The organism is Halorubrum salsamenti (genome assembly GCF_007671685.1).
GTDB lineage: Archaea > Halobacteriota > Halobacteria > Halobacteriales > Haloferacaceae > Halorubrum > Halorubrum salsamenti.
In genome coordinates, this window is the sequence record NZ_VCNL01000001.1 from 735196 (window position 1) to 756139 (window position 20944).

At 68.3% G+C, this 20944-nt stretch carries 21 protein-coding genes; 13 read left to right on the forward strand and 8 right to left on the reverse strand.

What is annotated here, in order from left to right; genetic code table 11:
- Positions 1–75: 75 nt before the first annotated feature.
- The gene (locus FGL94_RS03600) at positions 76–1764 is read right to left on the reverse strand and encodes a COG1361 S-layer family protein (RefSeq protein ID WP_144921005.1); all 1689 of its coding nucleotides are present in this window, start codon (positions 1762–1764) and stop codon (positions 76–78) included.
- A 169-nt stretch (positions 1765–1933) separates the two neighbouring features.
- On the opposite strand from FGL94_RS03600, the gene FGL94_RS03605 reads away from it, so the two are divergent.
- Positions 1934–2596, forward strand: coding sequence for a TetR/AcrR family transcriptional regulator (locus FGL94_RS03605; protein WP_144921007.1), 663 nt, complete (start codon positions 1934–1936; stop codon positions 2594–2596).
- A 39-nt stretch (positions 2597–2635) separates the two neighbouring features.
- Here FGL94_RS03605 and FGL94_RS03610 read toward each other — a convergent pair whose 3' ends face one another.
- Entirely contained in the window at positions 2636–3337 is a 702-nt protein-coding gene (locus FGL94_RS03610) for an HD domain-containing protein (RefSeq protein ID WP_144921009.1), read from the reverse strand.
- 159 nt (positions 3338–3496) lie between these two features.
- Entirely contained in the window at positions 3497–4918 is a 1422-nt protein-coding gene (locus FGL94_RS03615; protein WP_144921011.1) for a DUF7289 family protein, read from the reverse strand.
- Between the two features lie 190 nt (positions 4919–5108).
- Between FGL94_RS03615 and FGL94_RS03620 the strand changes: the two genes are divergently transcribed.
- Positions 5109–6035: a cation diffusion facilitator family transporter gene (locus FGL94_RS03620; protein WP_144921013.1), complete on the forward strand. Its 927-nt coding sequence runs from the start codon at positions 5109–5111 to the stop codon at positions 6033–6035.
- 59 nt (positions 6036–6094) lie between these two features.
- Positions 6095–6808, forward strand: coding sequence for a YqjF family protein (locus FGL94_RS03625; RefSeq protein WP_144921015.1), 714 nt, complete (start codon positions 6095–6097; stop codon positions 6806–6808).
- Between the two features lie 619 nt (positions 6809–7427).
- Here the strand turns inward: FGL94_RS03625 and FGL94_RS03630 are convergent.
- Complete coding sequence (locus FGL94_RS03630; protein WP_144921017.1) at positions 7428–7664, reverse strand: hypothetical protein; 237 nt, start codon at positions 7662–7664, stop codon at positions 7428–7430.
- Between the two features lie 112 nt (positions 7665–7776).
- Between FGL94_RS03630 and FGL94_RS03635 the strand changes: the two genes are divergently transcribed.
- The 3 genes from FGL94_RS03635 to FGL94_RS03645 all read left to right on the forward strand — a co-directional run bounded on the left by FGL94_RS03635 (position 7777) and on the right by FGL94_RS03645 (position 10341).
- On the forward strand, positions 7777–8610 hold the full coding sequence (locus FGL94_RS03635) for a 4-phosphopantoate--beta-alanine ligase (RefSeq protein WP_144921019.1): 834 nt from the start codon (positions 7777–7779) through the stop codon (positions 8608–8610).
- 57 nt (positions 8611–8667) lie between these two features.
- On the forward strand, positions 8668–9117 hold the full coding sequence (locus FGL94_RS03640) for an Lrp/AsnC family transcriptional regulator (RefSeq protein ID WP_144921432.1): 450 nt from the start codon (positions 8668–8670) through the stop codon (positions 9115–9117).
- 69 nt (positions 9118–9186) lie between these two features.
- Positions 9187–10341: a DUF63 family protein gene (locus tag FGL94_RS03645; RefSeq protein WP_144921021.1), complete on the forward strand. Its 1155-nt coding sequence runs from the start codon at positions 9187–9189 to the stop codon at positions 10339–10341.
- A gap of 15 nt (positions 10342–10356) precedes the next feature.
- On the opposite strand, the gene FGL94_RS03650 is transcribed toward FGL94_RS03645, so the two are convergent.
- Positions 10357–10635, reverse strand: a complete 279-nt coding sequence (locus FGL94_RS03650) for a DUF7111 family protein (protein WP_144921023.1) — start codon at positions 10633–10635, stop codon at positions 10357–10359.
- 103 nt (positions 10636–10738) lie between these two features.
- Between FGL94_RS03650 and FGL94_RS03655 the strand changes: the two genes are divergently transcribed.
- Both FGL94_RS03655 and FGL94_RS03660 read left to right on the forward strand, forming a co-directional pair.
- Positions 10739–11668: a 1,4-dihydroxy-2-naphthoate polyprenyltransferase gene (locus FGL94_RS03655; RefSeq protein WP_144921025.1), complete on the forward strand. Its 930-nt coding sequence runs from the start codon at positions 10739–10741 to the stop codon at positions 11666–11668.
- A gap of 4 nt (positions 11669–11672) precedes the next feature.
- Positions 11673–12761, forward strand: a complete 1089-nt coding sequence (locus FGL94_RS03660) for a mandelate racemase/muconate lactonizing enzyme family protein (protein ID WP_144921027.1) — start codon at positions 11673–11675, stop codon at positions 12759–12761.
- Positions 12762–12797: 36 nt separating this feature from the next.
- Here the strand turns inward: FGL94_RS03660 and FGL94_RS03665 are convergent, their stop codons facing one another.
- Entirely contained in the window at positions 12798–13208 is a 411-nt protein-coding gene (locus tag FGL94_RS03665; RefSeq protein WP_144921029.1) for a halocyanin domain-containing protein, read from the reverse strand.
- Between the two features lie 158 nt (positions 13209–13366).
- Between FGL94_RS03665 and FGL94_RS03670 the strand changes: the two genes are divergently transcribed.
- Positions 13367–13822 carry a DUF5799 family protein gene (locus FGL94_RS03670; RefSeq protein WP_144921031.1) on the forward strand — a complete coding sequence of 152 codons (456 nt, stop codon included), beginning with the start codon at positions 13367–13369 and terminating at the stop codon, positions 13820–13822.
- Between the two features lie 72 nt (positions 13823–13894).
- Here the strand turns inward: FGL94_RS03670 and FGL94_RS18150 are convergent, their stop codons facing one another.
- Together FGL94_RS18150 and FGL94_RS03675 are read right to left on the reverse strand one after the other, a co-directional pair.
- Entirely contained in the window at positions 13895–14038 is a 144-nt protein-coding gene (locus FGL94_RS18150) for a DUF7557 family protein (RefSeq protein WP_186313326.1), read from the reverse strand.
- A gap of 71 nt (positions 14039–14109) precedes the next feature.
- Complete coding sequence (locus FGL94_RS03675; protein ID WP_144921032.1) at positions 14110–16215, reverse strand: hypothetical protein; 2106 nt, start codon at positions 16213–16215, stop codon at positions 14110–14112.
- Positions 16216–16360: 145 nt separating this feature from the next.
- Here FGL94_RS03675 and FGL94_RS03680 point away from each other — a divergent pair, with 145 nt between their 5' ends.
- The 4 genes from FGL94_RS03680 to nosZ all read left to right on the forward strand — a co-directional run bounded on the left by FGL94_RS03680 (position 16361) and on the right by nosZ (position 20941).
- A complete protein-coding gene (locus FGL94_RS03680; RefSeq protein ID WP_144921034.1) occupies positions 16361–17362 on the forward strand; it encodes a phosphotransferase family protein in 1002 nt (333 codons plus the stop codon).
- Positions 17363–17602: 240 nt separating this feature from the next.
- A complete protein-coding gene (locus FGL94_RS03685; protein WP_144921036.1) occupies positions 17603–18406 on the forward strand; it encodes a helix-turn-helix domain-containing protein in 804 nt (267 codons plus the stop codon).
- 91 nt (positions 18407–18497) lie between these two features.
- Complete coding sequence (locus FGL94_RS03690) at positions 18498–18875, forward strand: BlaI/MecI/CopY family transcriptional regulator (RefSeq protein ID WP_144921039.1); 378 nt, start codon at positions 18498–18500, stop codon at positions 18873–18875.
- Positions 18872–20941 carry a TAT-dependent nitrous-oxide reductase gene (gene nosZ / locus FGL94_RS03695; protein WP_144921041.1) on the forward strand — a complete coding sequence of 690 codons (2070 nt, stop codon included), beginning with the start codon at positions 18872–18874 and terminating at the stop codon, positions 20939–20941. Before FGL94_RS03690 ends, nosZ begins: the two co-directional genes overlap by 4 nt.
- Positions 20942–20944: the final 3 nt, after the last annotated feature.

The following is a 20944-nucleotide window of genomic DNA, read 5'->3' on the forward strand; positions in this document are numbered from 1 at the left end:
CGGCGGTCGCGTCGGTCACCGGCCAGCGGCGGACGCCGCTCGCGCGGTCGCTCGGGTGTGGTGTCCGTCATCCGGCTACCGCCGCCGGTACCAGACGACCGCTCCCGCGCCGGCGACCACGACGAGCAGGCCGACGACGAGCGCCGTGATCGGGAGCCCCCCGTCGTCGGTGGACTCGGTCACCTCGATCGGGTACTGGCTCACGTCCGAGATCCGGTCGTTGCCCCGCTCGTCGTTGTACCGGAAGTCGAGTTCGATCGGGTGGGTCTCGACGCTGGCGCCGGGCGCGGCCGACACCTCGAACCAGATATCCGTCGACTCGCCGGGTTCGAGCTCGTCGACGAACGCCTCGTCGTTGGGGGCCGAAAGCGGGCTGTCGGCGTACAGCCCCGCGTTGATCGACGAGAGCGTCTCGGGCCGCTGGTTCGTGATCTCGAAGGAGATCCGCCGCGTCTCGCCGGCCGGCACCGTCGTGTTGTCGGCGACGAGGTCGAACTCGGGCTGGCGCGGCGCGACCTCGATCCGACGGGTCTCGTCGACCGCGATCGTCGAGTCGCCGCTCGTGTACTCGGTCGTGAACCGGAACTGTCGCGGTCCGGGGTCGGCGTTGCCGTTCACGTCCGCGTCGAAGGAGAACTCGACCGACTCGCCGGCCGGGATGTCGGGGAGCGCGTACCGGCTCTCGCCGAGGCTCACCCGCTGGCTCTGCGGGTCAGCGACCAACACCGCGTCGTCGACGTCGAGCGGTCCCTCGTTCGCGAGCGTCCCGGAGACGGTTCCCGAGTAGCCGACTTCGAGGGTGCCCTCGACGTCCTCGACCGAGAACGACTGCTCGGGGGCGGGGACGACGCCCGCTCGCGAGGAGGGGGCCGTCTCCTCGATCCCGTCGCGGTCGCGGTAGTCGACCGTCGAGACGAACGCGTACGCTCCGCCGCCGAAGTCCGGCGAGACGGTCGAGTCGAACGTCACGGTCCGGTTCTCGCCGGGCTCCCAGTTCCCGACGAACGCCTCGCCGCTGCCGTCGCCGCCGATCACGGCGCCGCTGCCGGTCGCGGTCCCGGTGACGACCGCGTCGCGGGCGGCCTCGTCGCCGACGTTCCGAAGCGTCGCGGTCACGTCGCCGCTCCCGCCGACCTGCGCGTCCGTCTCGGTGTCGAGGATCGCGAACCGCGCGCCGTCGTCGACGACGATCGTGACGTCAACGCTCTCCGTCCCCGGTGAGTCGTAGTGGTTGTCCTGACTCGGTACGATTGTTCGAGTATACCGGTATCGCGCCGTGACCTCGATATCGTACTCGCCGTCACTCACGTCATCCGGAACGGAAACGCTGATAGGAACTGCTGTTGGAACGCCAGTCGGGACGTCTCCGATCGCCGCTTCTCCTGAGGTGACGGAGAGGCGATCGTCCTCGGCCTCCGCTTCAACTTTGACACTACGCGCCGTCGTCACCCTGGGATCGAGTTGGTTCCCCATTTGCATCTCTCCGGAGTTGAGAAGGTCGACCGTGACCGTCGACTCCCCGCCGGACGGGACCGTCGGCTGAGAGAGGAACATGTCGATATCCGGAGATCCGCGGACCTGGCTCGCACCGGATCCGTTTGTCTGTTCAACGGACGCCCCGCTCCCCGCCAACGCTGCCTGCCCGCGGTCGGGTGTGTCGCCCGTCGCGGGCGCGGCCGCACCGGAGAGCGCGACGCCGGCGACGAGCGCTCCGGCAGCGACGAACGCGAGGACCAGCGTGCCGATCCGTGCGGCCCGGCTCATCTCCGCCCTCCGACGTCGGATCCCCCGGCTGCGACGCCGCAGCGACCGCCAGACCGCCCGTCGATTGCACCGGATCGAGTCATACGTTCGTGTCGGACGCTCGCAACATAAGCGTGTTGAATGAACGTTCAATCAGGATCGATATATACTCGGTCCCGGTAGGTAGTCCATGAAGGACCCCTTCGCGGAGCCGGCCGACACCCGGCAGGCGATCCTCGGAGCGGCGTTCCGCGCGCTCTGCGAGCACGGATACGCCGACCTCACGATCAGCCGGATCGGCGAGGAGTTCGACAAGAGCCCCTCGCTCGTCTATCACCACTACGACGGGAAAGACGAGCTGTTAGTCGACCTGCTCGGCTTTTTGCTCGACGGCTTCGAAGCGTCTGTCTCCGCGGGCGCGTTCGATATGACGCCACGCGAGCGGCTCGACACGTACGTCGCGGCGACGACCGATCCCGACTCGATCCACGGGGAATACGGACCAGACGGGCGGTTCATGACCGCCATTATCGAGCTTCGCACGCAGGCCGCAACCGACGACGCCTACCGCGACCACTTCGACCGCAGCGACCGGGTGTTCGGTTCGTTCCTCGAACGCACGGTCCGGGAGGCGGCGGCCGAGGTGCGAGAGGCGACGCGAGCCGGAGAACGAACCGACGCGTCCGACGACGCGGTCCTGCCCGCCGAGGTCGCGTCGACGCTTCAGACGCTCGCGATCGGCGGAATGTTACGCTGGGCGACGACGACCGACCGCGAGTGGACTGACGACACCCAGAGGGGGATCCGTCGGTACTTGGAGACGGTGCTCCCGAAGGTCGATCCCGACGCCTGAGCGGCGGCGACCGAAGACGCCCGGATCGGCGGCATCGGATCAGCGATCGGTGACGCCGTCGGCGTCCATCCGCGAAACCTCCTCTTCGAGCCACTCTCGCAACCACTTCACGCGCTTGATGCGCTGGTGGGCGATGCTCTCGGCGGTGTCGGAGACGACGCGATCGGTGTGGTCGTAGGCGCGCTGGAGCACCCGATCGACCATCTTCGCGGAGTCCATGTGGGTCCGCGATTCGTACCCCATCCGGAGTAACATTAACACGGCGCCGTTCGCGCCGACCTTGTCCAGCAGGTCGGCTTCCATCAGACACCGACTCTCTAGGGACACGTCCGTGAGGTCGCCGGTGTACGAGTGGTCGACGACTGCGCCGCACACCTCCTCGATGAACGACTCCGGATAGTTGCCGCGGCTCTGTAAGTACTCGCGGGCGACGCGCGCGCCGGCTTCGGCGTGTACGTCTTGTTCGGCCTCCAGTTTCGCTACGTCGTGGAACACCGCAGCCACGCGGACCACGTCCACGTCCGCGCCCTCGCTTTCGGCGATTTCGGTCGCCAGGTCGACGACGTTGAGGATGTGGTTGAACCGGTAGTCCGCGGAGTGCCAGGGGTACCAGCGCATCCGACCGCCGTCCTCCTCGCTCTCGACGCTGGCTGCGAGATAATCTCTCACAAACCCTTTCATCTCCTCAAAGTCCTCGTCGCTCACCTCCGTTTCCTTAATCTCGACGCCCACGGGAACCACCTCGGGCGAAAAACTCGTCGTTCATTACCGTAACCGAGGAGCGTTTCGTTCTTAGTCGTTACGACGGGCTTACCGCCCGACGTTCGCTCGGATCGGTAGTCGATTCCGTCAGTCTCACACGAGATCGATCGAATCCGACCTCACGGAGCGAAGTCGGCCTCACCGATCGAAGTCGATCTCGACCACGTTCTCGCTCACGTGAAGGTAGGTGAGCGGGTTCTGCCCCGGACCGCCGGTGATCCGGATCTCGATATCCTCGAGTGCCTCGTCTTGCTCAACGGTGAACGCGTTGCTCCTCGTGGCCAAACTGTTGAACACGAAGCCGCCGCGGAGCCTGACGTTTCCGGCGAGATCTGTGTCCGAGTTGGGAGCGTAGACGACGGCGTCGATGTCGACGTTCCCCTGGCCGGGGCCGTCTTCGAGAAACCCCTCTCGGACGTAGAACTGATTCCGACGCGCTTCGATGGACGCGCCGGTCGTCCCGACCGTCGCGTCGCCGTTCGCGAACACGGATCCGTTGACGTAGTACCGAACGACCCCATCGCCCTCGTTCGCGATCTCAAGTTCATTCCCGCCGAGATCGAGGTCTCCGTCGACCGCGATCTCGATGTCGCCGTCGCTCGTGTCGAACTCGACTCGCTCGTCGACGGCGACATCGCCGGACGCGTAGTACGTGCCGCTCGTACAGGCGCTTCCCGAGTCGAAACAGTTCGACAAATTGCTGGAATCCGCACTGTCCTGTAGGTTGGATTCGATCATCGACGCGGGCGAACGATGAACCGCTTGCTCGGTGTACTTCGATTCGCTGAGCCCGTTGTTGTTGCTTTTGTGTGTGTACTCCCCTTCGAGCGTGATCGCCCGATCGAAACTCACCTCCTCCGGCACCACCAGCCGGGCCGTCGCCGTCCGGTTCGCGTCGTCCTTCGTCACCGTGCCGTCGGCGCGTTGGACGAAGAAGTCGTACCACCCCTCGTAGTACTCGCTCTCGACTTCGACGACGACCGTCCCGTTCCGGAGGGGGTTCTCGGTCTCGGCGACTGCGCTGGAATTGCCCGCGGTCCGGCGGACGACGCCGGTCCCGCTCGCGGGCGACGACTCCGCTCCGGTCAGCCGAACGATCGGGAAGGTGAGCGTCTCACCGCGGTAGTGGTACTCCGGCGGCGAGATCATCTGCCCGCGACCGCCTTCCGTCGCCCAGACGCCCCCGCCCTGCAACGCCACGGTGCGCCGGTCACCGACGTACGCCAGCGTCCCGATCGACCCGTTGTACGTGACGGTGGTGTCGGTCCCGTTCTCGATGCGTACCTCGACGCGCCCCGCGCTCTCGTCGAGGCGGAGCTGTCCGCCGTCGACGGAACCGAGGTCGAACCGGCGCGCGTCCGTCTCGCCGAGCGCGACGAGGCTCGACTGCGAGCTGAGCTGTGACATCCCGTTCTCCACGCTCGCCGAGCGGGCCTCGTCGGTGACCAGCCCGAGCGCCGCGCTCCCGGTCGCCACCGTCACCGTCACGGCGCCGATCGTGATCGCCAACAGGAGCACGACCCCGATCACCTCGCTTTGGCCGCGCTCGCCGTGTTTCATACGAAGGCGTTCACCGCCGAGATATTTAAACGTCTACTGCCGACAATCAGTTCTGATACCCCACGGGCCACCGCAGCGCCGGGAGCGCGGCGTTGGGAACACGACGCTCGCGGCGTCCGGCACGCGGCGTCCGAACCGCGGTGATTCCGACGACGAGGTTCTTAAGGCCGGGGGATGACGACCGACACGTATGTGGGGCCCGTGGGAGAGCGGCGAGAAGGCGCGGTTCCAACGCGCCGCGGGGGTGAACGTCATCGGCAACGCGGTGAAGATCGCCGCCGAGGGGGCGGCGGGGCTGGCGTTCGGTAGTATCGCCCTCCTCGCGGACGCGGCCCACTCCGTCGCCGACCTCGTCGCCAGCGCGGTCGTGTTCGTCTGGGGCGGGTCGCGATACGACGACGCCGACGAGACCCACCCGCACGGCCACCAGCGGATCGAGCCGCTGACCGCGCTGTTCGTGGGCTCGACCATCGTGGTGCTCGGGCTGTTACTCCTCCGCGAGTCGGTACTCGGACTCGTGGGGCCGATCGAGGTCGCCGCGAGCCCCGTCCTCGTCGCCGCGCTGCTGTTCGCAATGGCCGACATGTACCTCCTCTACTGGTACACCGACCGCGTGAACGCGACGCTGGGGTCGACCGCGCTGACCGCGCTCGCGGCCGACTGCCTCAACGATATCTACACGACGATCGCCGCGTTGGTCGGCGTGTTCGGCGTCCTGCTCGGGTTCCCGATCCTCGATCCGGTCGCCGGGGCGCTCGTCAGCGTCCTCGTCGTCTATCAGGGGGTCGAGATCGCCCGCGAGAACGTCACCTACCTCGTGGGCGCGGCGCCGCCCGCCGCCGACCGGAAGCGCGTCACCGCCGCGCTCCGCGAGAACCCCGCCGTCGAGGGCGTCCACGACCTGACGGTGTACTACGACGGCACCGACCTCGAGGTCGAGGTCCACGTCGAGGTCGACGGCGGCATGACGCTCCGGGAGGCTCACGACGTCGAGACGGAACTGGTCACGGGGCTCCGAGAGCTGGAGGACGTCGGTGACGTCCACGTCCACCTCGACCCCTCGGGTGTCGGCGAGTGGAAGGACGCCGCGGACGGCGGCGACAGAGACGTCTCCTAGCGTTCCGCCCTTCTCCGGCCCGGCGTGCGGGTTAACCCGCCGGCGTCCCTCCCGTCCGTATGCTCGAACGGCGCTGGCTGGAGATGACGTGGCGCGACGGGCTGTTCTGCCACTGGCCGGTCGATCCCGTCGTCGTGTCCGAGACGCTGCCCGACCGGCTCTCGATCGCCACCCACGAGGGCGACGCGTACCTGAGCGTCGTCGCCTTCGTGATGGATGACATCCGCCCGCGCGGGGCGCCAGTCGGGCTCTCGTTCCCGGAGCTCAACCTCCGGACCTACGTCGAGGGACCCGACGGCCCGGGCGTCTACTTCTACAACCTCGACGCGGACGACCGGATCGGCGTCGCGGTCGCGCGGCGGCTGTTCGCGCTCCCGTACTACCGCGCGGAGATGGACGTGGTTCGGTCCGGGACCGCCGGCCGCTCGGGAGGCGGGGACGGTCCCGTTCGGTTCACCAGTCACCGGACTCACTCCGGCGTTCCGCACGCGCGGTTCGACGCGACCTACGAGCCGACCGGCGAGCGGTTCGCCGCCGAGCCGGGGTCGCTCGACGCCTTCCTTGCCGAGAACTACCGGTTCTACGCCGCGGGGAACCGGCTGTACCGCGGAGAGATCGCTCACGACCCGTGGACGCTGCGGGAGGCGACCGTCGACTTCCGAGCGAACACGCTGTTCGAGGCGAACGGGTTCGACCGACCCGACGGCGACCCGATCGCTCGCTACGCGGAGCCGATGGAGGTGAGCGCGGATCGGATTCGATCGGTCGGTTGAGGCCCCATTCTGCAGGCGTATTCTCGTCCGAAACGGCAAGTCTCCGAAGACTGCTTCTCGATCGATAGCGGGAGTACGTCTCTCAGTGTGGTGGTGTGGTCGTTTATAAGTCGGATCGGGGTGTTGCTGTTGGTGGTTTATAAGTGATCGATGCCGTGGTGACGGCCTCCAAAGCCCCGGCCGCGAGGACTCGCGCGGCTCGCTGCGGTCCTCGTCACTCGCTGCGCTCGTTCCTGCGGTCCTTGCGTCGCCGAGCTTCGTCCTTGCGGCCGCCCCTTTGAGTCCCACCCTGCCGCACCGCACAGCACCTCAGACCTCCCCAACCTCGCGATTCGCGCTCTGCGAGCGCTCACCGCGTCCCTCGCGCGTGCTCCTCGCGCCCGGTGGGCGCTCGGAGGCACGCGCCACCGCACTCGTTCTTGATAAGCGATCGTCGCCGTCGCTCACGGCTATTTAAATACGGTTACGCAGACGCCGATCTGCAAGACCAACTCCCGCAGTCGCCCATCGCCGTACCGGTACCGATCGCCATAGAGACGGAGATCTGCCAGGGATCGAGTGTTTCAACGGAGTCGCGAATGAAAAGCGGGGACGGCGAAGCGAACGGATTGACCGCGCGTTACGCCGGGTCGACCGGTCGCGCGGACTCCGCACACCACGCGTTACCCCGGCGACCCGCCCGTCGGAGGTCGAGCTCGACGACCGACCCGGCGTCGAGCGACGACAGCTCGGCTTCCACGTCGGGATCGTCGTACTCGACGACGTACAGCGTCCCGTTGCGTGGATATTCACGGAGCGTGATCGCTCCGTGGTCGTTGCACGCTCTCACGACCGTATACTTGCCAGTCCGTTCCATCACACGTGTTGCTACGCAGTAGCCCATGTTAACATTTGTGTAGGTGGGTACCGAGGGCGCACACTCCGGCCGCGAACGGTTCATTTTAATCGGCGCGCCGCCTCGCTCGGGTATGACGGAGACGGAGATTCCCGAGGATCACCCGCGCTACGCGTCGCTGGTGACGCGCCACCGGATCGAGGCGGGCGTCGAGAAGGGGATCACCTCGAAACAGGGGCTGATCGCGCAGGGGCGCGGCGAGGCGTTCGACTACCTCCTCGGCGAGCGGACGCTCCCGAGCGCGGACGCCGCCGCCCGCGCCGCGGCGGCGACGTTGCTCTCGGCCGAGCGCCCGGTGCTCTCGGTGAACGGCAACGTCGCGGCGCTCGCACCCGCGGAGACCGTCGACCTCGCGGAGGCGGTCGACGCCGACGTCGAGGTGAATCTCTTCAACCACACCGACGAGCGCGCCCGCCGGATCGCCGACCACCTCCGCGAACACGGCGCCGACGAGGTGAAGGGCCTCGCGGGGGACGGGGAGATCCCCGGACTGGACCACGCCCGCGGCACGGTCGACGCCGACGGGATCGAAGCGGCCGACGTGGTCGTCGTCCCGCTGGAGGACGGCGACCGCGCCGAGGCGCTCGACGCGATGGGGAAAACGGAGATCGTGATCGACCTGAACCCCGGCAGCCGGTCGCCCCGCACCGCCGATGTCCCGATCATCGACAACCTGATCCGAGCGGTGCCGAACGTCACGGCCCACGCGCGGGACCTCGCCGACGCGTCCCCCGCGACGCGTCGCGACGCGATCGACTCGTTCGACGCCGCCGAGGCGCTCGCCGAGGCGGAGGCCGCCATCCGCAAGGGGACCTTCGCGACGCCCGACGACGAGGTACCGAACGACGAGGCCGCAGATGCCGAGGCCTCGAACGCCGATATGGTCGGTGACACGTCCGCTCGTTGATGAATTCGGCACTGTCGGCGCCGGAAGTGCAAAGGCCGCTGACAACGTATGACACGCATGGAACTCGACGAGACGGACCGCGCGATCCTCCGGATTCTGCAGGAGGACGCCCGGACGCCGTTCTCGGAGGTCGCTCGCCGCATCGACATGTCCAGCGCGACCGTCCACGACCGGGTGAACCGCATGGAGGATGCGGGCGTCATCGAGGGATACCACGCGTCGATCGACCCGAAGGCGGTCGGTTACGGCGTCAGCGCCTTCGTCGGTCTCCGGGTCGAACAGGGACGAGAGGAGGACGCCTTGGAGCAGCTCCGCGAGATCGACGGCGTCCGTGAGATCCACCTGACCACCGGCGAGTGGGACGTGATGCTCAAGGTCGTCGCCGCGGACACGGACAGCCTCCGCGAGCTGATGTTCGATCGCGTCGCGGAGATGGAGGGGTTTTCGCGGTCGCAGACGATGATCATCCTCAGTACCGATTACGAGGCGGACGGACCGGCAGTTTGAGCGCCTCCCCCGGCGACGCGACGACGCCGGACCGGAACCCTCAATTCGGGGACTCCCTCAACGAAGAGCATGAGCACACGGGTCGAGGAGCGGTTCGGGCTGTCGCCGGAGAGCGCGTGGGCGGCGGTCGTCGGCGCCGTCGCGGCGCTTCTCGCTGTCGGGTCGGCCGTCTTTCCGCGGATCGTGTACGACCGATTCCTGTGGCGGTACTTCTGGGGGCCGGTCGCGGCCGACGGACAGGGCGCACAGTGCGCCGTCCGCGACGCGGGCGGGACCGAGCTGCTCGGGAGCTCGTCGGCGTGTTCGGCGGCTGTCCAGGCCGGCGAGGTCGTCGCGGAGCCGGGGTACACCACGGTCTCGACCGTGAGCTACGTCGTCATCCTGCTGGCGATGCTGATCGGCGTCGTCTTCCTCCTCCGCCGGCTGGATATCGGCACCGAGTTGCGCTTCTTCTACGCGCTGTTCCCGTTCATGCTGCTCGGCGGCGCCCTCCGAACCGTCGAGGACTCGGGGGTCGCCGCGATGCGCGCGGGCGTGGAGCCGCTGATACCGTTCCCGGCGAGTGCGCTGTTGATCAGCCCGTTCATCTACTTCACCGTCTTCGGCGTCACGCTCGCGTGCGTCCTCGCGGCGTACTCGCTCGAAGGGCGGGGCGTGGTCGACGACTACGCCCGCCCCCTGTTCGCGATGGGCGCCGTCGCGCTCGCGGTCGCGTTCGGGTACCTCTCGTACCTCTCGGCCGCGACCGACTACGTCCAGTTCTACCCGATCATCCTCGTCTTGACGCTGGGGATCGCGACCGCGGCGACCGCGGTCACGTGGAAGCTCGCGACCGCGTACGTGCCCGAGGTCCGGCAGGGGACCGGCGTCGCCGGGATCGTCATCATCTGGGGGCACGCGATCGACGGCGTCGCCAACGTGATCGGGCTCAACTGGATGCCGGCGCTGACGGGAACGGCGAACCTCGTCCCGAAACACGTCGTCAACGCGCTGATCGTCGACTGGACCGGCCGGCTGCTCCCGCAGTCGATCGTCTCGGTCACGGGGGACGCGTGGCCGTTCCTGCTGGTGAAGCTCGCGGCGGCGACGTTCGTCGTCTGGGTGTTCAACGGCGAGATGTTCGACGAGTCGCCGCGTTACACGCTGCTGTTGCTCATCACGGTACTCGCGGTCGGCCTCGGTCCCGGAAGCCGGGACATGCTGCGCGCGACGTTCGGGATCTGAGGGCGAGGAACGGGGTCACATCCCCATGTCGGCGGCGGCCTCGGGAACCGGGAGGTCGGCGACGGCGACGCCGAGCAGTTCGGCGGCGTGGTCGAGCGCCATGTCGAAGCCGTAGTACCGCTCTAACTCGTCGCCGGTCGGTCCCGGTCGAACCTTCAGCATCGCGTAGCCGTCGACGTTCTGGGCGACGGTCGCGTCCCTCCCGTCGGCCGAGAAGGTGAGGCGTCGCTCCCCGTCGATCTCCTCGTAGCGCGCGTCGATCCCGCCTTCGTCGCTCCCCGTCGCGTCGCTCATGCGCACGGTACGCTCCGATCCCAGTCGTATCTGTCGGTCGGAGCCGCCGGCTCGGCTCGCTCGGATGGTAAGATTAAGGGACGGCACGACCCTACCGGCGACAATGAGTACCGAAGTGTCGCGGCGGAGAGCGTGGGTGATCGCCGCGCGGCCGCAGACGCTCCCCGCCGCGGCGGCGCCGGTGATCGTCGGCGTCGGGCTCGCGGTTCGAGACGGGGCGTTCGCCCCGCTACCCGCGCTCGCGGCGCTCGTCGGCGCGGCGCTGATCCAGGTCGGCACCAACTTCGCGAACGACTACTACGACGCGATTCAGGGCGCGGACACCGACGACCGCGAGGGATTCACCCGCGTCGTCGCCAGCGGCCTCATCGAGCCCGGTGAGGTGAAGCGGGCGATGTGGCTCACGTTCGCCGCCGCGGTCCTCGTCGGAACTTACCTCGTGTACGTGGGCGGGATCCCGATCCTCGTGATCGGGCTCGCCTCGGTCGCGGCCGGGATCGCGTACACGGGCGGCCCCTACCCGCTCGGCTACCACGGGCTCGGCGACCTGTTCGTGTTCGTCTTCTTCGGCGTGATCGCCGTCGCGGGCACCTACTACGTGCAGGCCGCCGCGCTCGCGGGCGAGGCGTTCCCCTTGTGGCTCCCCGAGGGGACCGTCACCCTCGCGGCCGTCGTCGCGAGCCTCCCGATCGCCGCGCTGTCGACGAACATCCTCGTCGTCAACAACGTCCGCGACTTGGAGGAGGACGCGGAGACGGGCAAACGCACCCTCGCGGTCCGGTTCGGCTACCGGTTCTCGCGGGGCCAGTTCCTCGCGCTGCTCGCGCTCGCGTACCTCTCCCCCTTCTGGTTCCTCGCCGAGGGGTACGGGCTCGCCGTACTCTTACCCCTGCTCACCCTCCCGCTCGCGGTCGGCGTCGCCCGCACCGTGCTGACCGAGACCGCCGGCGACGCGCTCAACCCGGCCCTCGAATCGACCGGGAAGCTCCTCGCGGCGTACGCGGTCGCGTTCGCCGTCGGGCTCGCGGTCTGACCCGATGCGGCTCCGCCCCTTCTCGCTCGGACTGGCGAGCCCCCTCCGAACCGCACGCGGCCCCATCGATCGGCGCGAGGGGTTCCTCGTCGCCGTCGGCCCCGGCGTCGACGGCGAGTCGGTTTCCGTCCCCGGACTCGGCGAGGCGACGCCGCTTCCCGGCTGGACCGAGTCGCGGTCGGCCTGTGAGGCGGCGCTTCGCGAGGTCGGAACCGCGGGTGACGACGGCGGCGACGAAGCGATCGCAGACGACGCGCTCTCTCGACTCGACCCCGCTGAGACGCCCGCCGCGCGCCACGGTCTCTCGCTGGCGCTCGCGGACGCGACCGCCAGCGACGCCGGGTGCTCGCTCGCCGAGCACCTCGCCCGGATCGAGGGGTTTCCGGCGCCCGCCGAGACGGTCCCGGTCAACGCGACGATCGGAGACGCCGACCCGGAAGCCACCGTCGACGCGGCCGAGACCGCGGCCGAGAGGGGGTTCGACTGCCTGAAAATAAAGATCGGCGCTCGGAGCCTCGATGCCGACGTCGAGCGCCTTCGAGCCGTTCGGCGGGCGGTCGGTGACGACGTCGCTCTCCGAGCCGACGCGAACGGGGCGTGGGACCGGGAGACGGCCCGAGAGGCGGTCGAGCGGCTCGCAACGCTCGATCTCGCGTACCTCGAACAGCCGCTGCCGGCCGACGACCTCGACGGGGCGGCCGCGCTCCGAGAGCGCCAGATCGACGTGCCGATCGCCCTCGACGAGTCGCTCGCGAGCCGCGGGCTCGACGCCGTCCTCGACGCCGGCGCGGCCGACGCCGTCGTCCTGAAGCCGATGGCGCTCGGTGGGCCGGACCGGACGCTGGCGGCGTCAAAGCGTGCCCGAGCGGCCGGCGTCGAGCCGGTCGTTACCACCACGGTCGACGCGGTCGTCGCGCGCACCGCCGCGGTCCACGTCGCCGCCGCGATCCCCGATGTGCCCCCTTGCGGGCTGGCCACCGGCTCGCTGCTCGACGCGGACCTCGCTCCGGATCCCTGTCCGGTCTCGGAGGGCTCGGTACCGGTTCCGAGCGGTCCCGGCCTCGCCGGCGACGCCTTCGACGACCTGCCGTAGCTCGACGGCGAGGCGGTGAGTGACCCCCTCTCCGACTCACTCCACGACTTCGATCCTTCCCTCCATCCCGCGCGTCTGATGCGGCGTGCAGACGTACTCGAAGACGCCCGACTCAGCGAACGCGTGCTCGAAGGCGTACCCCTCCTCACCGGTGAGTTCGGACTCGAAGGCGCCGCCCTTGTCGACCACGTTGTGCGCGCCGCCCGCGCCCGTCCACTCCCAGACGACCGTCGTTCCGGCGTCGACCACGACGTTCGCGGGCGCGAAGGCGAACCCGGCGTCGGCGCCGACGGCGACCGTCACCCGCTCCTCGCCCCTCCGGTCGATCGGTTCCGGATCGCTGTCCTCGTTGCCGCCCGGGACGACGGCGTCGGCACAGCCCGCGAGCGACGCGGCTGCGATGGCTCCGGCCGCCGCAAGCGCCTCACGACGCGTTCGATCGGTCATACCGGATCGACGCCGTGGGTGGTATAAATGCCCTCGCGAACTCCGTCGGGATGAGAACCGACGGGTGGTCGGGCGGATGCCCTGGCGGACGTGCCGGCTGGCGACCGGACCGGCGATCGAGGGAAGGTGCTTTTACCGCCACCGTCGAAGGGGTGGGTATGAGCGAATGGACCGACGCGATCGTCGGCGAGCGCATGACCGTCGACAATCAGTTCACCGACCGAGTGTCGGCCTCGCGGTTCTCCAGTCAGGAGTGGGGGCTGATCATGACCGCGACCGAGTTCGAGATCGAGGACGCCGACGACCCCGACGACGCCCGGATCGTCGCCGACACCTCCAGCCTCCCGGCGATCATGCCGGAGCTGGAGAACGTCCGGTCGCAGGTCGCGGCGATGGGCGGCGCCCCCGGCGGTGACGGCGGGAGCGGCGGCTCCGGCGGCGGGCTCGTCGACTCGATCAAGGGCGCGCTCGGGCTCGGCGGCGGGGACGACGGCCCCTCCGACGAGGAGCTCGACGCGGCCGAGCGGCTCGTCCAGGAGTACGCCGACCAGCTACAGGCGCACCTCGAAGAGGTCGGCAAGTGGGAGCAGGTGCGGGTCGCGTATCAGGAATAAGGGACGGGTGCGGGGCGGAGCGAGGCCGGTGACGCCGGCGACGGCGGAAGCCCGGGAACGAGGTCGAGGCAGTTATTCGCTCCCGCGGAACAGCGTCAGCTCCTCGGCCTCGTAGATGTTGATGAGCTCGCGGACGATCTCGTCGTACTCCTCGTCGTCCATCCGGAGCGCGTCAAGCCGCTCGACCGTCTCCTCGTCGAGGTGGATCTGGGGCATACGTGACGGTTGGTCGGCAGGGGAAATAAAATCCCTCGGTCGTGGCGATCCCATCGGCGGTTCCGGCTTCGTCACTCGGAGCAACGCTCATACACGCGATCGCTCGGCTCGTTGTCGCTGGAGAGGTGTCGACGAGCCAGCTCCTCGATGTCGGCTTCGGTCTCGACGTCTTCCGGCAACAGGAGATGACCGTTCAGACGAACGATCGACTCGCTCTGATTGAGCAGCGCAAGAATATCCGATGAGTCGAGCGTCGGTCCGTTGATCCCCAGTCTCCCAGACAGTTCGTCCATCGGCTGAAACTCATCGAACAACTGGTTCTGTTCGATTCCGGCCCGTGCCGATAGCGAGAGAACGGATCCGCGCTCGATACGGTGTGACGCGGGATTTTCCGACCAAACACGGATAATCTGCATCACGAGGAAATTATGGGACGCGATTTCGAAGCCCGGATCGCCAACGATCCGCGTTCGAGTCGCATCCTCGGTCCCGGACAGAGCGACGCTTGCGGACGTCGAAACTCCATAACACAAGAGGCCAATAAGCGATCGAAACAGTCCGGCATTGAGAGTGGCCTCGGTGTGGATTGATGACAGTCCTCCGTTCTCGACGGTTGAGACACCGAACACGGGGTTGACAGTGTTCTCGAAGACCGCGAGTGCCGGTGCCCCGCGAAGACCATCGATCGAGACCGCCCCGTCGGCAGCGATGATTCGGTCGTCTTCGACCGGTAAGCCGCAGTACGCAACGTCGACCCCCGGGTCCGACAGGACCGCAGTAACGGTATCCGCGTCGGGATCGCTTATCACCTCCCATTCGCCGACCCCACCCGGAACCTCCGGGTCCGAGAGAGCGTAACGGAGCCTCCGTGCACGCTCCGCGGAATCGCACAAAGCGACGACTCGGATCTCCCCGCGTGCCGTCGTCGTTCTTTCGAGCCGGTTTTCGTGACCGTCTGTGGTCAGTACCGCCGTTCCCCACGGAACCGGCGTATCGCCCGGCGTCGGAACCGCGTCGGCGTCCGAATTGCCTTCTTCGTGGTTCAGCCACGGAGACATCCCGAGCGCGACCGGGGCGTCAGCCGTCGAATCCGACGATCCCCGAACGCGAATCGGAGCGAGTACGTGCGCGAGATGCGGCAGTAGCTCCGCGGCCTCGGCAACTGGACGGAGTACCGCTTCAGTCGGCCACTCGGGCGCGTACGGCTCGACGGTCTCCGGATCGACCTCCAAGTACTCCATCAGCCGCTCGCTCATCGAGCTGTCGGCCAAATTCGGCGGGTAAAAGGGAAGTTCCGAACCGACCTGCTCGTACTCGTGTCGGTCGGACTTGACGTACCCTTCCGTCCGGGCCAGCGTATCAAGGAAGAACCACGTCCGGAGTAGTTCCTCGACACGCTCCTCAAGCGCGACGCCCTCGGTCGGGAGCGACTCGACGTAGCCGGTGTCGAGTCGGATCGCCGGCGCGTCGCCGACGACGACCCGCGCGCCGAGGTAGTACGCGAGCGTGGAGAGCCGGTACACGTCCGCGTACGTGGGTCGAACTACAACCTCGACGCCGGTGTCGGGGGCGACGAGGGGGCTCGGGATGTCGAGTTCGTCGCCGACGCGGACCCGCGGCGGGTACCCCCGGAGCGTCGGCCACGAGCGCTCGGGGGTGAACTCCTTGATCGACGAGCCGAGCACGGATACCGCCTCGGCAAGTGCGGTCGGATCGTCGGGAACGGTGATCGTCGCTTCCGGGCGGGTGTGCAGCGATCGCGCGCCGACCGTGACGGTCGTTGAGCGGTCGAAGGTCAGTTCGACGGCTCCCAAATCGGTCGCCCCAGTCGCCGAGATCGCTACGTCCGGTATCCGAACGAACGCCTTCGTCACGCCGTTGATCTCGAGGAAGTACGTCCCTCGCGGAAAGTCCATCGAGTCGTCGAGCCGCGCGACCAACTCCCCGTCGGCGTCGCGGAGGAAGACAGACGAGTAGGCGGGGATCGAGACCGACTCGGCCTCGAAGCTGACGGCCCGATCGACGGGGACGTGAAACAGGTCGGGCAGGGCCGGCTGCGGCTGCGGCTCGCGGTCGAAACGAAGCGGGAACTCCTCGCCCTCGAGGGCGTCGCGGATACACAGCGTCCGCCCGTCTGTCTCAAATCCGATCCGACCGTCGATAGAGTCGTCAACCACGGAGTTCTGATAACCCGACAACAGTTATGAGGCTGTCGGTCATTCCCGATACCCGCCGATTCTGGCGCTCTATAACCGTATTCTACCAATTCGTGTTAACAAGCGTGACAGCAGCCTTAACATCCGGTGCGCGTGACACGCGAGCATGGACGAGAGGGTCGCGACCGCTCTCAGTGAGGCGTTTCCGGAGCGACTCGTGGACCGGACGTTCGGGGTCGGTCCCTCGTGGAACGGCGCCAACGAGACGGTCGGCGTCGCCTTCGACGACGGGGGGCGCGCGTTCTGTAAGGTCGCGGTCGACGACGACGGTACCCGGATCGCCCGCGAGCTGGCCGTCCTCCGGTACCTCGATGCAGAGCGGTCGGTCTCGGGCCCCGAGGTGTTGGCCGCCGACCCGGACGCGCCGATACCGTACCTCGTCACCGCGCCGGCGCCGGGGCGCGAGCTGCTCGGCGTCTGGGAGGACACCGATAACGCGCGCCGAGAGGCGCTCCTCCGGCGCGTCGGCGCGACGCTCGCGACCCTCCACGCGGAGCGGTTCGAGGCCCACGGGGAGATCGTCGGGAGCGACCCGCGTGGCGGGCTCGATCTCGACCCGGCTCCGTGGCCGGACGTGCTCCGCGCGACGATAGAGCGGACCCGCGAGATCGGCACCTCGGAGCGACTGGCCGACCACTACGACGCCGTGTTCGACTGCGTCGAGGCGAACCGGAACCGGCTCGACGGCGCCCCGGCCGCGCTGCTTCACGGCGACGTGGCGAAGCCGAACCTGTTCGTGGTCGACACCGGGAAATTCGAGCCGGACGCCGCCCCCGACGGGATCGTCCCGATCGACTGGGAGCTCTCACACGTCGGCGACCCGGCCCGCGACCTCGTCCGCGCGGAGGATCAGCTCCTCAACGGGTTCGACAGCGAGGGGCCAGAACGGTACGTGACATCCCTTTATAAAGGCTACCGCGACCGAGCGGGGGAGCTTCCGCCGGGGTTCTCCGAGCGGCGCCCGGTGTACCAGGTCGTTCGGATGCTCGGGCGTTCGGGGTTCATCGACCAGTGGGCGACGTACCTCGACGAGCCGCTCGATCGGCTCGTCGACCGGGCGGACGCGGAACTGCAGGCGCGGCTGGACGCCGCGCGAACGAGTTTATAAGGGTCGTGTCACCGTGTCGCGGCACTCCGCGTCGCCGTCGAGTCCGGACGTACCGAGGCCGAGCGGGAGTTCGAGCGGCGGCGTCCGACTTTGTACCACCCGTGAGGGTTGAAAAGCCAATCCGCCGGGAATGACTGCGAGGGAACGCGGCTCGGGAGCGGCTTCGACTCTCTGCGAGCGTTTTCATCGTGCTGGAAACCCCTCGCCGTTATATGGCTCGTCGAGACCCTACGTGCGAGTATGACCAACGGGATCCACGTCGAACTCGCCGTCTCGGCCTGCGAGGGCTGTCCCGTGGCCGCGCTCTCGTCCGACACCAGGGTCGAGGAGTTCCGAGTCGACGCGGACGACGCCCGCGTCGAGTTCGTCGCTCCCGACCCGCCCGAGGACCCACCGAGCGGGCTCGACCTCGTCGATTTCGCCGGCGAGGCGCACGGCCGCTACGAGATCACCTGCGAGCGCCCCGCGACCGACGGCGGCGTCGCGATCGACGCGCCGGAGGCCGAAGGGGGCGCCGATGTCCCCGCCCGCCCGTCGTCGCCGTCGATCGCGGAACCGCCTTCGCCGTCGACCGCGGAGCAGTCCTCTCACCCCACCGTCAACGGCGTCTGCGAGGGCTGCTCGTGCGCCGGGCTCCCGTCGGCGTTCGCGAACTTCCCGGTTTCTCCGCGTCGGACCGAGATGGACGACGGAGAGCTCCTCGTCTCGTTCGTGCTGACGGGTCACGAGGAGCTGCAGGCGATCGTCGACGAGTGCGAGGCCGCCGGACTCGGCGTGGAACTGCGTCGGCTGTGCGTCGACCGGGGAGACCGGAGCGCGGCGGACGACTCCTGTCGCGACGTCGTCCCGATCGACCTCGCGGGCGTGACGGACCGACAGGCGGAGATCGCGACCGTCGCCGCCGAGCGGGGATACTTCAACGGCGACGGCGCATCGGCCGCGGAGATCGCCGCGGACCTCGATCTCGCGAAGTCCACGGTCTCGGAACACCTCCGAACCGTGACGGACACGCTCTTCTCGCAGGCGTTCGGGGACGGTACTTAAACCCCCGAACAGTTCGCCGCCAGCTATCCGGAGGGTTCGACCGTAGTGATCAGTAGCGGGGTCGAACCCATCGGTTCGGCTCCGGTCACCCATGACCCAGTGGACACAGCTCGGACCGCGGGAACGCGAGCTCCTCGCCGTCCTGCGACGCGCCGACGCCCCCCTCACGGCCCGCGACCTGCTCGACGCGGTCGAGGGCCGCGGCGACGACGTCGCGTACACGACGGTCAAGCGGACCGTCGACCGACTCGTCGAGAAGGGGTTCGTCGAGCGCGAGTCGGAGCGGTACCGCGGCGGAACGCGGCACCGCTACCGGTTCGACGTCGAGGCCGCACGAGAGCGGCTGGTTCCGGAGTTCGCCGACGAGCTCCGGACGGTGCTCGGCGAGCCGGCGATCGAGCGGCTCGCTCGAACGGTCCGAACGGAACGCGACGGCGGCGACGAAGCCGACGCCACCACCCAACAATGACTACAGATCCGAACGCGAGCGACGAGCGGACGGCACGAACGGACGAACAACGCGACGAGCAGTCGGCGAAAGCGGATGCGAACGACGCCGAGACGGCGGACGACGAGCCGGAGATCGTCGACGGACGGACGATCGAACACCTGCTGACCGACCACGAGCGCGACATCGCCTCGACCGCGGAGGGGACCGACGCGACCGCGGCGAAGCGGCCGACGCTCGATCTCCCGCGGCTGGAGCTCGGGCGTCGCGACTTCATGAAGGCCGGCGCCGCCGTCGGGGCCATGAGCGGGCTCGCCGGCTGTACGAGTATCCTCGCGGACGAGGAGAGCAGCGACTCGGGCGGCGCGGCCGCCAGCGGCGAACACTCGGTCGCACCGGGCGAGCACGACGAGTACTACGGGTTCCTCTCCGGCGGTCACACCGGTGAGATCCGCGTCGTCGGGCTCCCGTCGATGCGGGAGCTGATGCGGATTCCGGTGTTCCAGGCGGAGAGCGCGCGCGGCTACGGCCACGACGCGAAGACGAGTCGGATGCTCGAGGAGGAGGGCGACGGCCACGTGTGGGGGGACACCCACCACCCGCGCGTCTCCCAGACCGACAACGACTACGACGGACGCTGGCTGTTCGTCAACGACAAGGCGAACGGGCGGATGGCCCGGGTCGACCTGGAGTACTTCGAGACCGACGCGATCACGAACGTCCCGAACTGTCAGGGCGTCCACGGCGCGTGTATGCAGCTGCCCGACACGCAGCTGGTGTTCGGCGTCGGCGAGTTCCGCGTACCGATGCCGAACGACGGGCGCGACGTGCAGAGCCCCGACGAGTACGGCTCCGTCCTCACCGCCATCGACCCGGAGACGATGGACGTCGAGTGGCAGGTCGAGGTCGACGGCAACATGGACAACGGCGACGGCGGCAAGGAGGGCCGCTGGTTCTTCGCGACCGGCTACAACAGCGAGGAGGGCGTCACGGAGTCCGAGATGGCTCGGTCGGACCGCGACTACGTGAAGGCGTTCGACATCCCCGCGATCTGGGACGCCGTCGAGGCCGGGAACTACGAGGAGATCAGCGGCGTGCCCGTCGTCGACGGGACGATGGACAGCTCGCTGAACGAGGGCGACCGCCCGATCGTCCGGTACGTGGCGACGCCGAAGAGCCCGCACGGGGTCAGCGTGACGCCCGACGGGAACTACGCCATCGCCTCCGGGAAGCTGGACCCGACCTGTACGGTCATCGACATCGAGGCGATCGCCGAGGTCGACGACCCGCAGGAGTCCATCGTCGGCCAGCCTCGCGTCGGGATGGGACCGCTCCACACCGCCTACGACGACCGGGGCCACGCGTACACGACCCTGTTCATCGACTCGCAGGTCGCCAAGTGGGACTACGAGGCCGCCGTCGAGGCCGAGGCCGGCTCTGAGGAGCCGATCATCGAGAAGCACGACGTGCATTACAATCCCGGCCACCTCATCGCCGCGGAGTCGTACACGGCGTCGCCGCAGGGGGACTACCTGGTCTCGCTGAACAAGCTCTCGAAGGACCGGTTCCTCCCGGTCGGGCCGATCCACCCCGAGAACGACCAGATGTTCTACATCGGCGACGACGAGGCCGGCATGCAGCTGATCAAGGACAAGCCGTCGTACCCCGAGCCGCACGACGCCAGCATCGTCCACAAGGACAAGATCGAGCCGGCGAAGACGTGGGACACGGACGACTACGAGATCGACTACGTCGCCGAGGGCGAGGAGTCCTTCGAGCGGGTCGACGACAGCACCGTCGAGATCGAGATGTGGGCGCGCCGCAACGAGTACGCCTTCCCCGAGGTCACGCTGCAGGAGGGCGACGAGGTCCACCTCAAGATATCGAACATCGAGACCACGAGCGACGTGATCCACTCGATCGCGATCCCGGAGTACGACATCAACCTCGCGTTAGCGCCGCAGGACACCCGCGAGGTGACGTTCACGGCCGATCAGCCCGGCGTGTTCTGGGCGTACTGCGCGTACTTCTGTAGCGCGCTCCACCTGGAGATGCGCTCGCGGATCCTCGTCGAGCCGAACGAATAGACA

Excerpts from the sequence above, each read along its gene's own strand:
- nosZ (WP_144921041.1), top strand. The coding sequence starts at position 18,872 with ATGACTACAGATCCGAACGCGAGCGACGAGCGGACGGCACGAACGGAC.
- FGL94_RS03640 (WP_144921432.1), top strand. The coding sequence starts at position 8,668 with ATGGAACTCGACGAGACGGACCGCGCGATCCTCCGGATTCTGCAGGAG.
- FGL94_RS03670 (WP_144921031.1), top strand. The coding sequence starts at position 13,367 with ATGAGCGAATGGACCGACGCGATCGTCGGCGAGCGCATGACCGTCGAC.
- FGL94_RS03665 (WP_144921029.1), bottom strand. The coding sequence starts at position 13,208 with ATGACCGATCGAACGCGTCGTGAGGCGCTTGCGGCGGCCGGAGCCATC.
- FGL94_RS03635 (WP_144921019.1), top strand. The coding sequence starts at position 7,777 with ATGACGGAGACGGAGATTCCCGAGGATCACCCGCGCTACGCGTCGCTG.
- FGL94_RS03645 (WP_144921021.1), top strand. The coding sequence starts at position 9,187 with ATGAGCACACGGGTCGAGGAGCGGTTCGGGCTGTCGCCGGAGAGCGCG.
- FGL94_RS03660 (WP_144921027.1), top strand. The coding sequence starts at position 11,673 with ATGCGGCTCCGCCCCTTCTCGCTCGGACTGGCGAGCCCCCTCCGAACC.
- FGL94_RS03620 (WP_144921013.1), top strand. The coding sequence starts at position 5,109 with ATGTGGGGCCCGTGGGAGAGCGGCGAGAAGGCGCGGTTCCAACGCGCC.
- FGL94_RS03605 (WP_144921007.1), top strand. The coding sequence starts at position 1,934 with ATGAAGGACCCCTTCGCGGAGCCGGCCGACACCCGGCAGGCGATCCTC.
- FGL94_RS18150 (WP_186313326.1), bottom strand. The coding sequence starts at position 14,038 with ATGCCCCAGATCCACCTCGACGAGGAGACGGTCGAGCGGCTTGACGCG.
- FGL94_RS03650 (WP_144921023.1), bottom strand. The coding sequence starts at position 10,635 with ATGAGCGACGCGACGGGGAGCGACGAAGGCGGGATCGACGCGCGCTAC.
- FGL94_RS03685 (WP_144921036.1), top strand. The coding sequence starts at position 17,603 with ATGACCAACGGGATCCACGTCGAACTCGCCGTCTCGGCCTGCGAGGGC.
- FGL94_RS03625 (WP_144921015.1), top strand. The coding sequence starts at position 6,095 with ATGCTCGAACGGCGCTGGCTGGAGATGACGTGGCGCGACGGGCTGTTC.
- FGL94_RS03630 (WP_144921017.1), bottom strand. The coding sequence starts at position 7,664 with ATGGAACGGACTGGCAAGTATACGGTCGTGAGAGCGTGCAACGACCAC.
- FGL94_RS03690 (WP_144921039.1), top strand. The coding sequence starts at position 18,498 with ATGACCCAGTGGACACAGCTCGGACCGCGGGAACGCGAGCTCCTCGCC.
- FGL94_RS03600 (WP_144921005.1), bottom strand. The coding sequence starts at position 1,764 with ATGAGCCGGGCCGCACGGATCGGCACGCTGGTCCTCGCGTTCGTCGCT.
- FGL94_RS03680 (WP_144921034.1), top strand. The coding sequence starts at position 16,361 with ATGGACGAGAGGGTCGCGACCGCTCTCAGTGAGGCGTTTCCGGAGCGA.
- FGL94_RS03655 (WP_144921025.1), top strand. The coding sequence starts at position 10,739 with ATGAGTACCGAAGTGTCGCGGCGGAGAGCGTGGGTGATCGCCGCGCGG.
- FGL94_RS03615 (WP_144921011.1), bottom strand. The coding sequence starts at position 4,918 with ATGAAACACGGCGAGCGCGGCCAAAGCGAGGTGATCGGGGTCGTGCTC.